This window comes from Thermosediminibacter litoriperuensis (assembly GCF_008124715.1).
Classification (GTDB): Bacteria; Bacillota; Thermosediminibacteria; order Thermosediminibacterales; family Thermosediminibacteraceae; genus Thermosediminibacter; species Thermosediminibacter litoriperuensis.
Window position 1 is genome coordinate 41,278 of sequence record NZ_VNHO01000015.1, and the last position, 13,353, is coordinate 54,630.

General features: G+C 46.0%; 9 protein-coding genes and 2 pseudogenes. 7 read left to right on the forward strand and 4 right to left on the reverse strand.

The window, feature by feature from the left end:
- Positions 1–123 precede the first annotated feature (123 nt).
- From LZ11_RS07680 to LZ11_RS07690, 3 genes are all read right to left on the reverse strand, one after another.
- Positions 124–3,093, reverse strand: a complete 2,970-nt coding sequence (locus tag LZ11_RS07680) for a phosphodiester glycosidase family protein (protein ID WP_148867315.1) — start codon at positions 3,091–3,093, stop codon at positions 124–126.
- Between the two features lie 105 nt (positions 3,094–3,198).
- Entirely contained in the window at positions 3,199–3,879 is a 681-nt protein-coding gene (locus LZ11_RS07685) for a heparan-alpha-glucosaminide N-acetyltransferase (RefSeq protein ID WP_148867316.1), read from the reverse strand.
- Between the two features lie 105 nt (positions 3,880–3,984).
- Positions 3,985–5,139: an MGDG synthase family glycosyltransferase gene (locus LZ11_RS07690; RefSeq protein WP_148867317.1), complete on the reverse strand. Its 1,155-nt coding sequence runs from the start codon at positions 5,137–5,139 to the stop codon at positions 3,985–3,987.
- A 314-nt stretch (positions 5,140–5,453) separates the two neighbouring features.
- On the opposite strand from LZ11_RS07690, the gene LZ11_RS07695 reads away from it, so the two are divergent.
- The 7 genes and pseudogenes from LZ11_RS07695 to LZ11_RS07720 all read left to right on the forward strand — a co-directional run bounded on the left by LZ11_RS07695 (position 5,454) and on the right by LZ11_RS07720 (position 13,094).
- Positions 5,454–6,659, forward strand: a complete 1,206-nt coding sequence (locus LZ11_RS07695) for a M20 metallopeptidase family protein (protein ID WP_148867318.1) — start codon at positions 5,454–5,456, stop codon at positions 6,657–6,659.
- Entirely contained in the window at positions 6,656–8,200 is a 1,545-nt protein-coding gene (locus LZ11_RS07700; protein ID WP_148867319.1) for an AbgT family transporter, read from the forward strand. Before LZ11_RS07695 ends, LZ11_RS07700 begins: the two co-directional genes overlap by 4 nt.
- A gap of 484 nt (positions 8,201–8,684) precedes the next feature.
- On the forward strand, positions 8,685–9,704 hold the full coding sequence (locus LZ11_RS07705; protein WP_148867320.1) for a LacI family DNA-binding transcriptional regulator: 1,020 nt from the start codon (positions 8,685–8,687) through the stop codon (positions 9,702–9,704).
- Between the two features lie 10 nt (positions 9,705–9,714).
- A pseudogene (locus LZ11_RS13170) lies at positions 9,715–10,018 on the forward strand (IS21 family transposase); the annotation flags it as partial.
- Positions 10,019–10,048: 30 nt separating this feature from the next.
- Positions 10,049–10,322, forward strand: a pseudogene (locus LZ11_RS13175) (IS21 family transposase); the annotation flags it as partial.
- Positions 10,323–10,771: 449 nt separating this feature from the next.
- Positions 10,772–12,271 carry a sugar ABC transporter ATP-binding protein gene (locus LZ11_RS07715; protein WP_246110753.1) on the forward strand — a complete coding sequence of 500 codons (1,500 nt, stop codon included), beginning with the start codon at positions 10,772–10,774 and terminating at the stop codon, positions 12,269–12,271.
- The gene (locus LZ11_RS07720) at positions 12,264–13,094 is read left to right on the forward strand and encodes an ABC transporter permease (protein ID WP_148867321.1); all 831 of its coding nucleotides are present in this window, start codon (positions 12,264–12,266) and stop codon (positions 13,092–13,094) included. Before LZ11_RS07715 ends, LZ11_RS07720 begins: the two co-directional genes overlap by 8 nt.
- On the opposite strand, the gene LZ11_RS07725 is transcribed toward LZ11_RS07720, so the two are convergent.
- Positions 13,075–13,353, reverse strand: a 279-nt coding sequence (locus tag LZ11_RS07725) for an ATP-binding protein (protein WP_170240332.1), incomplete at its 5' end; no start/stop codon positions are given. The genes LZ11_RS07720 and LZ11_RS07725 overlap by 20 nt on opposite strands.

Here is a 13,353-nt window from a genome sequence, read left to right on the forward strand (position 1 = left end):
GCCATTCAGCATTTGAATCCTTCCTCCGGTGCTGTGGTTAATATATTATATGCCCTCGTATTTCCCCGAGTTACATAAAAAAAGAAGAGGGATATGAAATTCCCCCTTCTTATTCAGTCGGAACTAACGGCTTATTTCCACCGTTCTTGTGGCCGGGTCCCATAACACCTTTGCCCCGAGTACCTCACTCACGAACCTCAGCGGAACCATTGTCCTGGAGTTCTTCAGCTCGGCCTTGGTGTCGAAAGGCACGGTCCTGCCGTTCACGGTCGCTTTTTTATCGCCTACCTTCAGGCTGATTTTATGCCCGTTCCCCTCTATTATGACCATCTTGTTTTTTTCGTCCCAGTTAACCCTGGCCCCCAAGCTCTCCGAGATGAACCTGACGGGCACCATGGTGCGATGTTCGCTGTTAATGTAGGGCTGCTGGTCCGGGAAGGCCATCTCGGCGCCGTTGACCTTCACGGTAAGGTCCACCACCTGAAGCCTTATTTTTTCGGTCAAACCCTCGGTTTTGACGGTGAGGTAAATTTCGCCGGTCTTTTGGGCGTTGATGATAAGGGTTTTTGCGTCGAACTTCACCGACTCGGCCGGTGACACGGCGTATTCTACGGAATACGAGTATCCCAGCGGGATTTTGCGACCGGTCGGCGAGATACCGTAGACCTTAAGAGCCGCCGGCAGGCCTTTTTTAACCGCCGGCGTCTCGGTGATGATCTTTTCAAGTAACGGTACCACTCTGTAGTTGATCCTGTCTCCCTGAACATTGACCAGTACCGCTGCCGGTTCTCCGGCGTTTACTCCCGGCACGTTTACGTACCTGATCCCATCCTGCATCCTGGTGGAGAATTTTTCTGCCCCGCCGGATATCACCCACACGTTCCGGTAAGCATCCCTGTGATTTGAAAGGATCTTTTTGAGGAGGTCGCCCTCCAGCGGGTCCTGGAAAGCCTCGGGAGCCCTGTCGAGGACCACCAGGAGGTTCTTGTATTTGGAGGCGGCGGATTTTACGTCCTCTTTAAGTTTTAACCACTGGCCGGGGTCCGTAAGCCTGAGGCTGCCCATCGAAGCGTCCAGGAATATAAAGAAGGTGCCGGCTTCGGCGTGGGTGGAATATCCGGATCCAGCCATCCGGTAATTTTTTAAGGTCGCCGCAACACTGCCGTTTTGCGGTGTAGAGCCGCCTGCGTAGGTGCGTCCTGCAATGACGTTCAACCCTGTCTTGAAACGGTCAAAAACCGAAGACGCAATATTGAAGGTCTTTTGGTAGGCTGGGTTGTAATTTGCGCCCATCAAAAGGTCGCCGAAAACGCCGAAAGTTACGCCTCCACTCTGGAACGGGGCGTTTGCCCCGTCAATCCGAAAAGTAACAGGGGGTAAAAGCGATTCGTCGAATTCGCCGGATTCTCCTACCTTTACCAGGGCGCCAGCCTTAAGATTCATGAACCGGGCGATCACCGCACCCGCCCCGGGACCGGTCGATGCAACAAATTCTCCGTTTTCAAAGTGTCCGGGGTTTCCCATGACCTCCCAGGTAATGTCAACCGGATCAACAGGAGCTCTGTACCCCATTGCGTCGACCGCATAAACGGCGAAGGATTTCTTCCCGCCCGGTGAAAGCTGAACCCTGGCAGGTTCGACGGCGATTTCCGCCGCATCTCCCAGCACCCTGACGTCGACGGAGGCTTTGAGGTCACCCAGAGAAGCCGTAACGGTGCCGGTGCCGCTCTTTTCGGCGTAAAGCACGTTCCCGCTAAAAGTGCCCAGCCCTCCCGAAACGCTCCATCTGATAAGGTTAGGGTCTACGTCGATGGGATTGTAGTTCTCGTCGAAAGCCTTTATATCAAATACTCGGTGGCCTTTTTTCGGTATATTGAAGGAACTGGCGACTATTCTAAAGCCGTGGACCTTTCCCGAAGAAGGTAACTTGGCGAAGATGCCCAGGCCATTGACGACGGGCCTTTCGGTTTTTTCCGAAACGCTGTTTATGACGGCGGGAGCTTTTTCGCCCGGGGCCCTCACTACCATGGTGGACGAGCCGCCGCCGTCCAGGTTAAGGGCGTTGTAAGCTCCCAGGTTCAGCATCAGTCGGGCCATCTCTTCCTGGGTCATACCCCTGCTTCCCGCCTGCCTTCCATCCACCACCGCCAGTATGAGAGTCCTGGCGTCTTTCGTAAAACCTATGGCGGTTCGGGGGTGTTGCCCGGCTATGTTGTGGGAGAAGGTAGGGGGTATGGCCCCGTTTTCCACAAGAACCGCGCCGCCGCCCAGGGCCATTTTTAAGTTGGAGATATCGGGCGTAATATGCAGGTCGATCTTTACCCTGTCTCCAATCGCGAACTTATTTTTTAAGAACGCCGAACCTTCTCCTCCGGCGGCGAGTATAAGAGAGTCCTGCGGAATTTCGGTCGATCTGCCGTCAAAGATATTTACAAGCTCGCCGTTTCTGACAACGGCGAAGGTTATGTCGGGAGTGGCCGCCGGGAGCGCCGGTGTCGTTTTTCCGAATTCGGGGGTGTAGACCATTATCCTGCCGTATCCGTTACCGAGCTTATTTACACCGCCGATTTCAAAGGATGTGCCGTCGGGAGCCTCCAGCCTCCCGGTGAATTCCAGGCGCAGCAGCTGAGGTATCTTTTCATAGGTGAGGGCAAAAGCGGCCATGTCCTTTCTGCCGGATGGAGACGAAACCAGTTCGCCGTCAGTTACCTGCACGCCTATAGGCGAAGAGGGGTTGGCCATTACGAAGAAATCGCCGTTTACGCCGGCAACGGCGCCGTTTTCCGCCACCATCCTGCTCAGAATCTGGCGCTCTGAAAGCCCGTTCCTGTTCATTATGGCATCTATGTCCACATTTTGCGAAGCCAGGTCTACTTTCAGGATATGTATTTTTTGCCACCCGAGGGATGTGAATACCGTCCTGCCCTCATAGGTGACTCCGCGGGTTACCGGAAATCCGTCCACCTCTTCATGCAGGAGAATTTCCTGGGCGAAACCCTGGAATGCCGAAGTGAAAAGCAGCAGAAACACGAGAAAAGCCGGTAGAATCCGCCTGACGGCAATTCCCACGGGCTTTTGTAGTAAGCGGTGCATTTTTAATTCAACTCCTTGTTAATTTTTTGCAGTGTCCCTATCTAAATATTCTATTTCTATGTCCCCGGGGAATTTCCTTTTTTTGTAACAAACTTGTAATATTCATTATAAAAGACCCGTTCTCTCGGCGAGGTATAGCAGAAGCAGGAGGATAGGCTGGTGAACCAGGTAGATGAAAAGGGAGTGCCGGCCCAGGCGGGATAAGGGGTTGTCGGTAAGACCTCCAAGAAGCCTGAAGCCCCTGGCGTAAAACAGCCGCCCGAGAGCCGTGCCGTATAGGAAGACACCGAAGTAGGGTAAGAGGGGGTAGTAGTCCAGAGAAGCGAAAGACCGGGTGGTAAGCCCGAAAGGGAAAAGATATGGATTCCGGACCGCAAGGGCATTGAAATAGATTCCGGTTGCAATTGCGGCGGTTCCGAGGAGGATCACCGCCGCCAGTTTCATTCTTTTTAGAGGCCCAGATATAGTATAGGCCGAGCCCAGGAAGTGCAGTATCCCGAATTTTATATAGTTGGTTTTATCCAGGGTGTAGGTTGCCGCCGTGAGGACCATTCCGAGCAGGAAGAGCCGGACGCCTCTTAAAACGGGGCGATGGCTGAAACAGGAGCTTACGCCGGCGATGGCGATGAACATGATTGCTGAAAGCTTCCCTTCGTAGTACCAGAACCCTCTTGTATAATCTATGTCGATGCCGAAGTAGTATGAAAGGTCGAATACGGCATGGAATATTACCATCAGGACGATGGCTATGCCGCGGAAATAGTCGAGTTCAACGATGCGCTTCATAAAAATTCCAGCCCTCCGGGTTGTCTTTATCCTAGTATACCATCCCGGAGGGGAAAAATATAGTGCAAAATCCCCGGTCTCGAGGGCAGGGGATTTTATATTTCGTCAATATCGAAAGGAAATCAATGCGGTTTTATTGCCGTGATCCGCCAGGCTGAGTACTATTTCCGCCGCCTTCTCCGCCGACCGGGTCTTTTTTAAGCCTGCGGCGTTCCCTTTCATGGTATGAACGAGGTGCTTGTTGCGGATCAATTCTTTTACCAGACCTACCAGTTCTTTTGGATTTCCGGCCTTTTTTGCCACGCCTTTTTTAAGGAGGAACGCGGCGTTTCTCTCCTCCTGGCCGGGCAGGGGGTTATATACGACGACGGGCAACTCCTTTGAGATGGCTTCAGCGATGGTGAGACCGCCGGCTTTTGTGATGAGCAGATCGGCTGCTCCCATGTAATCCCACATGTTTCCCACAAAGCCCAGCACCCTTACGTTGTCCAGGTTGTTTTCCGCGACGACTCTCCGAAGGGCCTGCCGCAGAGGCGGGTTTTTACCGCAAATTATTGCGAGCTGTACCGGCGCCGAAGCCAGCTGTTTAACGGTATATTCATCCAGGACCGTGAGGCCGAGGCCTCCTCCGGTTACAAGCAAAAGGGGCAGGTCTTCCCTGAACCCTAACGCCCTTTTGGCGTCGGACCCGATCACCTCCCGGTCGAAATTGGGGTCTATGGGTATGCCGGTGGGGTGTATAATGGCGGGATTGATCCCGAAATCCAGCATGGGTTTCAGCAGGGATTCGTCGGCGGTGATATAGGCATCCGTGTGGTCGTTTATCCAGAAGCCGTGGACGTCGAAGTCGGTGATCACGACGGCCAGCGGGGTTTCGAGTCCCTTCTGCTTCAAACGGGACGCCACGCAGGCTGGGAAGGGATGGGTGCAGGCGATTACATCGGGCCTCTCCCTTTCAAGGATTTCCCTGAGAAAAAAGGACATACCCACCCGGAGCAGTTTCTTTGCAAGCCCGGCCCTCTTTTTATTTCTTTCCCTCTCATAAAAATAGCCCCAGATTTCGGGCTTCATGTTGATGGCGTTCAGGTACATCTTCAGAGTGACTTTTGAAACATGAGGATGTAAAAATTGAAAAAAGTTGATAACCCTGACTCTGGTGTTGGGCGATATATTCTTTATGCCTTTTGAGAGGGCGATGGCGGCCCTCTCGTGACCGGCCCCGAATTTCTCCGACAGTATCAGGACTTTTTTGCTGTTCATCAAAATTACCCCCGTTTCTGAAGGGAATTAAGATAACATTAACACAAAATTAATATAGAGTAAAGCTTTAGGAATTTTTATGCCGTCGTGCCCGGACTTTTTTCGTCCGGTGTATTCGGGAGTGTTTCAAATACGGTCGAAAAAGAGACCTTCGACCGAAAATGGCTTGAAAACCCATGATAATTTGAGTCATACGAGTTTTTACGAATATCTTTTTGCTTGCATAAATATAAAGTATTATATATAATTTTTCGCAATATCTCTGCGGAAGGGTCAAAGCAACTTTAATCCTATTTTTTTAAGGAGGGAAGAACATGAAAGAAATTCGAGAAGAAGTACAAAAAATTTTCCCGAAAGTGCAGGCTTTACGCCGCGATTTTCACGCGCATCCGGAGCTCGGCTTTGAGGAAGTGCGTACCTCAAAAATTGTAGCTGAAACCCTTAAAAGTCTGGGCCTTGAGGTGCAGACCGGAATCGCCAAAACGGGGGTTGTTGGGCTGCTGGATACCGGAAAGCCCGGTCCAACGGTAGCCCTGCGGGCTGATATGGATGCCCTTCCGGTAAGGGATGCCAAAAAGGTACCTTATGCCTCTACCGTGGAAGGGGTCTGCCATGCCTGCGGTCATGACGGCCATACCGCCATGCTGTTAGGGGCGGCCATGGTTCTGTCATCGTTGAAAGACACTTTTACCGGAAAAGTGAAATTCATCTTCCAACCCTGTGAAGAAATACTTCCCGGCGGGGCGAAATTTATGGTTGAAGCCGGGGTGCTGGAAAATCCTAAAGTGGATAACATGTTCGGCCTTCACCTGTGGACCAATTACCCTGCCGGCACTGTCGGGTTAAAAGCCGGTCCCTTTATGGCAGCCGTTGATTCATTTACAGCCGAGATCATCGGCAAAGGAGGGCACGGTTCCGCGCCCCATGAAACCGTTGATGCCGTGGTGGTGGCCGCTCAGGTGGTTACCGCCCTGCAGACCATTGTCAGCCGGTCTGTAAAACCAAGCGAACCGGCGGTAGTCAGCGTCGGTACATTGCAGGCGGGGTACACCTTCAACATAATCGCCGACATCGCCAAAATCTCCGGTACTGTTCGCAGCTACAGCGAGGAAGTGCGTACCCTCATTCAGAAGAGAATGGAGGAAATTCTGAAAGGGATAACTGGGGCTTATGGGGCCGATTATCGCTTTAACTATACGCGTGGTTATCCGGCGGTTATTACCGACGAAAAGGTGACAGGCTACGCCCGGCAAATTGCCGCAGAGGTGGTGGGGGCGGAAAATGTCATCGACGCCGAACCGGTGATGGGCAGTGAAGACTTCGCTTACTATTTGCAGAAGGTTCCCGGTACCTTTGCCTTTGTGGGAGCTAAAAACGAGGCTAAAGGTATTGTGGCTCCCCATCACCACCCGGAATTTGACATTGATGAGGATGCCCTGGCTATTGGGGTGGAACTGTTTGCAAGTTATGTTTTAAATAATGAAAAAATATACAATAATAAGACGGAGGTATGCAGATGAGCGTAGCAACAAAAAAATTAGCCGAAAAACCCGAAAAGACCAGAACATCTTTTTTGGATAAATTTTTGAATTTTATAGAAAAAAGCGGTAATAAACTGCCGGACCCCGCCACCATGTTCTTCGGGCTTGCAATGTTGGTAATTATTCTTTCCCATTTGGCTGCGGCTGCCGGGTGGCAGGCGGTGAATCCCGCAACTAAGGAAGTGGTGAAAGCGGTCAGCTTGCTTCAGAGAGAGAATATAGTCAGGATTCTCACAGAAATGGTCAATAACTTCGCCACATTTCCACCTCTGGGGCTGGTACTGGTAGTAATGTTAGGTGTCGGCGTCGCCGAGTACAGCGGTTTGATAAGTGCACTGCTTCGCAGGCTATTAATCGGCGCTTCTACGTCGGTTATCGTGCCGGCGGTGGTATTTACAGGAATTTTAGGAAACGCAGCCGGTGACTCGGCTCTCATAGTACTTCCGCCCCTGGCTGCCATGATTTTTCTAAGCGTCGGCAGGCATCCCATTGCCGGAATTGCAGCTGCTTATGCCGGAGTAGCCGCCGGTTTCAGTGCGAATCTATTTATTAATATGCTGGACGTACTGCTGGCAGGTTTTACGGAAAAGGCAGCTCAAATAATCGACCCCAAATATATTGCCAATCCGGCAATGAACTACTACTTCTTCATCGCTTCCACATTCCTTCTCACCTTTGTGGGTAGCTGGGTGACCGTGAAAATCGTTGAACCCCGTTTGGGCGCCTTCCAGGGCCAGAATGAGAAGTTCCACCCCTTAAACGATGTAGAAAAGAAAGCCCTGGGGGTTGCCGGTCTCGTTGCCCTGGCCTATGTAGGTCTTATTGCTTATTTGACTTTGCCGCCACATGCGCTTTTGCGAGACCCTCAAACCGGCTCTTTGATCATCTCCCCATTTATGAAAAGCTTAGTGCCGATAATGACCGGATTTTTCCTGTTTCCGGCTATCGGCTACGGCATTGCTGCAGGAACCATAAAATCTGATAAAGATCTGGCCGTAATGATGGGGAAAGCTATGAGCACAATGGGATCGTATATCGTTTTAGCCTTCCTGGCCGCCCAGTTTATGGCTTATTTCAACTGGAGCAATATGGGTACTATCCTGGCTATCAAAGGTGCTGAACTCCTCCGGAATATCGGCTTTACCGGTTTGCCCCTGTTGCTCGGCATAATTATCTTCTCCTCTATGATCAACCTGCTGGTTGCCAGTGCTTCAGCCAAGTGGGCTGTACTCGGGCCGGTCTTTGTTCCGATGCTCATGCTGCTGGGGTATTCCCCGGCCTTTACCCAGCTGGCCTACAGGATCGGGGACTCCATTACCAACCCCATCACCCCTCTGCTTGCCTATTTCCCCATTGTCCTTTCGCACGCGCGCAAATATGACGAAAAGTTGGGGATGGGAACGCTTATATCTACACTTCTTCCTTTTTCAATTTACTTTGCCGTGACATGGTTCATATTATTTTCTATCTGGTATTTCCTCGACCTGCCTCTGGGCCCGGGGAACATGATAAGGCTGTAGTAAATTTTTTTCGTCCCCGACCGGTTATATCGGTCGGGGATTTTGTTTTTTTTTTAAAAGTGGTGACTGCCCCCTATAGTGCCGTTCCGATAGAATTTGTAGAACTGGTGGAGAAAGATGGAGGCATGTTCAGCGGCGGGTTCTTCGGTGGTAGAGAGGGTTATTTTTAAATATAATTCTGCAGTTAGTTTAGAAAGTTTGCTTTTATGATAAATTTTTTTGATTTAATTAGCAGGAATTCTAAATCAAATGTCGAATTATATACAATAAAAAATTGGTTTAAAATAAAATGAAACCCCTTACAAAAAAGAAATTTCAGAAAATGATTTTAATACCTCTTCTTTCCTAAAAGAGAAGGGGTGAATTAAAGTTACTAAATGAAACCGCTTACATTTATCTTACAAGATATACAATTAAAAATTATTAGCCGAATAATGCAACACTGTAATAAAAAACGCAATGTTTAAACGAGAGGTGTACACGTATGCCTGCTACTATTTACGATGTGGCTAAAAGGGCAAGAGTTTCTATAGCTACCGTATCGAGGGTTTTAAACAACAGCGATCTGGTTTCTGAAAAAACGCGAGAAAGAGTAAAAAAAGCAATGGAAGAATTGAATTATTCACCGAACGTAATCGCCTCCGCATTGACTAAAAAATCAATTCTAACTTTGGGCCTTTTAATCCCCGATATAGCAAACCCATTTTTCGCAGAACTAGCGCGAGGTGTGGAAGATGCAAGTGTGGATTTCGGCTTTAATATTATAATTTGTAATACCGACTACAGGTCCGATAAGGAAACCGAATATATTCGCCTACTGAAACAGAAGAGCATCGATGGTTTTATTATATCTACAGCTTATTATAATGACGAGAATGTTATCAACCTTATCAAGTCAAATACACCACTGGTACTTATGGGTCGGGACATAGACCGTGCGGATATGCCGGTAGATGTGGTGGTATCCGATAACGTCAGGGGCGGTTATATCGCTACAAAACACCTGATAGACCTCGGACACAAGAATATCGCCTGCCTCCTCGGGCCTCCCCAAATAAAGGTGAATCTCGAGAGGGAAAAGGGTTACTTAAAGGCGTTGGAGGAAACGAATCTAAAAGTAAGGCCTGAACTGGTAGCGTTTGGAGAATTTAAGGTTGAGTTTGGTTTTAGAAAAGCCATAGAGATACTGAACTCGGTACACAAACCTACGGCATTTTTTGCTGCTAACGATCTAACGGCTATAGGGGTAATTAAGGCGGCCAGGTACATGGGCTTGGAAGTCCCACGGGATATATCGGTAGTGGGTTACGATAATACCATGCTGGCGGAAATGGTAGACCCACCGCTAACTACAATCAACCAGCAGATGAGGAAGATGGGTTACATGGCGACCGAGCTTTTGATAAAGAGGATAAAAGGTAAGAGGTCTCCGGGTCAGAAAATAGTACTTGATGTTGATCTCGTTGTTAGAAGGTCAACGGGTGAACTTTTTAATAGGGGTTGAACAAATTAAGTTGGTCCACGGCATTGAATACTTCGGCGAGATAACCGATATAGTCCTCACTGACAGAATGAAAACTGTAATAATGAGCACTGGCGGAAACAGAAAGCCCATATGGAACTCAATTTTCGAAGACCTGGCTGCAACCCTTGGATTTACCCCTAAAATATGCAGGGCACGACGTCTCCAGACCAAAGGCAAGGTAGAGGGCGGAATAGACTTTGTCAACAGCAACTTTCTGTCGGGTAAGAAGTTCATAGATTACGGAGACTTAAACCGTCTGGCAATAGTGTAGTGTAAAAAACAGGAGAATTCACCAGGGAAAGGCCACAAGAAGGCCTTTCGAGCTAAGATGCGGCGTTTCATTGCAGTATAGCGGAAAAGACGTAGTTGTGAGGGACAAAAACGGTAAAATTGAAATCCTCTATTATGGGAAGTGACGCTACTTACGAGAAGCATTACACTCAAGGACTGCGGTTTTCTCAAAGACCGGTATATAGGTCTAAAAGAAGTCGAAGGAATGCTTTTTCCCAGATCGCGGGTAATTAAGTTATCTTCACCGAAGTTGAAAAGCGTTCTCTTGGGGTTTATGAAGGCCTGCTGGAGATGAGCAGAGCATGATAGACCTTGAAAAAACCAAGCCCACCTTAAAGAATTGGGAATTTTTAAAAGCAGCGTCTTTCCTCAATGCCCTCCTTTAAAGAGCCCAGCGCAAAAATAGCAAGTATATAGCGTTCAAAAACAGCCTAATTGAAACTGAACTTGCTGATAGGAAAAGGCGAAAGTTTATCAATACTTTACGAGCTTCGCGCGGCTCATTGAAGACTTTATGAAGGGCAACAGCTACTGCCTGAAGGACAGGGTGGGTCAATTTAAAACCGGTGATAATAGGTCAATTTAAATTTACTATTGACATATTCAGCATTATTCATCAAGAATTATATATTCTCTTTTTGACCAGAGTAGGGTAATAGTACGCTAAAAAACTCAAGAATTCGAATAATTAAAGTAAATATCAACTAGTTTATTATGGTAACCCAAAACTTATGTAGGGAGGAGGTTAAACTTAATTGGATTATATTCTAGAAATGAGAAATATTTCAAAGGACTTTCCTGGAATTAGAGCTTTGAACAGAGTAAATCTTTATATAAAACCAGGAGAAGTTCATGTCTTAGTTGGAGAAAATGGTGCAGGTAAATCTACGCTAATGAAAATCCTGACAGGCGTCTATAGCAAAGATGAGGGGGAAATAATTTTTAAAGGAGAAAAAATAGATATAAAAAATCCGAAAGAAGCCCAAAACATAGGAATAAGCATAATTTATCAAGAGTTAAATTTGGTGCCACAATTAAGTATAGCCGAAAACATTTTTTTAGGTCGGGAACCACTTAATGGCAATGGTTTAATTGATTGGAAAAATATGTATAAAAATACTGAAGAGTTATTAAAAAGGTTGAACCTCAATTTGGATCCCAGAGTTAAAGTAAAGAATCTTGGAATTGCCCAACAACAGATGATAGAAATCGCAAAGGCTTTATCGTTCAAGTCAGAGTTAATAATTATGGATGAACCTACTTCTGCTTTGGCGGAAAAGGAGATTGAACAACTTTTTAAAGTAATAAACCAATTAAAGAATTCGGGAGTATCGATAATATATATTTCACATAGATTGGAAGAAATAAAAAAAATTGGAGATCGATTAACTGTTTTAAGAGACGGCACGTATATTGGAACTTATGAAGTGAACAGTCTCAATCTAGATAAAATAATACAGTTAATGGTAGGAAGGAAAATTGAAGAAAAATTCCCAAAAGAGATTGCTACTATCTCAGAAAAAGTTCTTGAGGTAAAAAACATTAATAGAGGAGGTATATTAAAAAACATATCTTTTTGTTTGAGAAAAGGTGAAGTTTTGGGTTTGTTTGGCTTAATGGGAGCTGGAAGAACTGAGCTAGCGAGAGCAATTTTTGGAGCAGATCCTATTGATAGTGGAGAAATTTATATAAATGGTGTTAAGGTAAATATCAACTCACCATTAGAGGCCATAAAGCATGGGATAGGTTTATTACCTGAAGATAGAAAAATGCAGGGTTTAATTCAAATAATGAGCATTACGAGCAATATTACACTCCCGAGTTTAAATAACTTCATAAAAAGATTTTTTATTAATAAAAAACTAGAAAAATGTACAACTGCTGAGTATATTAAAAAATTAAACATTAAAACCCCTTCTCCTTTAAGAGAGGTGCGTTATTTAAGCGGAGGTAATCAGCAAAAAGTTGTTTTAGCAAAATGGCTTTGCGCAAATGTTCAGGTGTTGATATTTGACGAACCCACTAGAGGTATCGATGTAGGAGCGAAAGTTGAAATTTATAAATTAATAAATCAGCTTGTCCGAGAAGGAAAAGCTGTATTATTGATATCTTCGGAATTACCGGAGATACTTGGCATGAGTGATAGGATATTGGTAATGCATGAAGGGGAAATAACAGGGGAATTGTTGAGACAGGATGCAAGTGAAGAAAAAATATTAGCTTATGCTATGGGGAGGTTAAAGAAAGTTGGATAAAAGTCAAGGTCAAATTTTATTAAGAGAAAATGATAAAATAATAAATGAATTTAAAAAACTGACAAGCGTAGAATATTTACAAAAGTATGGAATACTATTAGCGCTATTTTTAATGTGCGCTATATTAAGCATAATTTCACCCCATTTCTTAAAAATAGGTAATATCATAAATATTCTATTACAATCTTCAATAAATGCAATTTTAGCATTCGGATTGACATTCGTAATCATTACTTCAGGTATAGATTTGTCGGTTGGTTCAATACTGGCGCTTGGCGGTGTTACTATGGGTATCGTTTTACAAAATCTGAGCAATGTATTTTTTGCAATTTTACTAGGTTTATTAGTAAGTTCATTGTGCGGTTTAACAAATGGCTTATTAATTACTAGGTTAGATCTTCCACCCTTTATAGTAACTCTAGGAATGATGAGTATAGCTCGTGGTTTTGCTCTGATCATTACGAAAGGTTATCCTATTTCTGGTTTACCCCCAATGGTGAGATTTTTAGGGGCAGGAAAGATATTGGGGATTCCAGTACCAGTCATAATAGGGGGTGGTATATATATAATTACCCATATTATTCTTTCACAAACAAAATTAGGTAGATATGCCTATGCAATTGGTGGTAATGAAGAAGCAACAAAGCTATCAGGTGTAGATGTTAATAAGTATAAAATAATAATTTATACAATATCTGGTATATTCGCTGGAATATCTGGTATAGTACTGGCTGTTTTTTGCAAGAGGAAATTCCCCATTTTTGCAAAGATTTTTCCCCAGGCACCGGTGGGGAATTTTTATGTTAACTTAATTGCCTCATGAGCGATTGCCTCATCCGGTAGCTTTGACCATCAAAGATCAACAGGTAACTGTGGTGTATTAGTCGGTCAATCATTGCTGCTGTCATCTGCTCATCGTAGAAAATGCTCGCCCAGCGGCTGAATTCCAGGTTAGTGGTAATTACTACACTGCGACGTTCATAGCAGTCCGAAATCACCTGAAACAGCAGTTGCGCCCCTTCGCGGTCCAAAGGAACATAGCCCCATTCGTCGCAGATCAGAAGATCTGGTTTAGAAAGCTG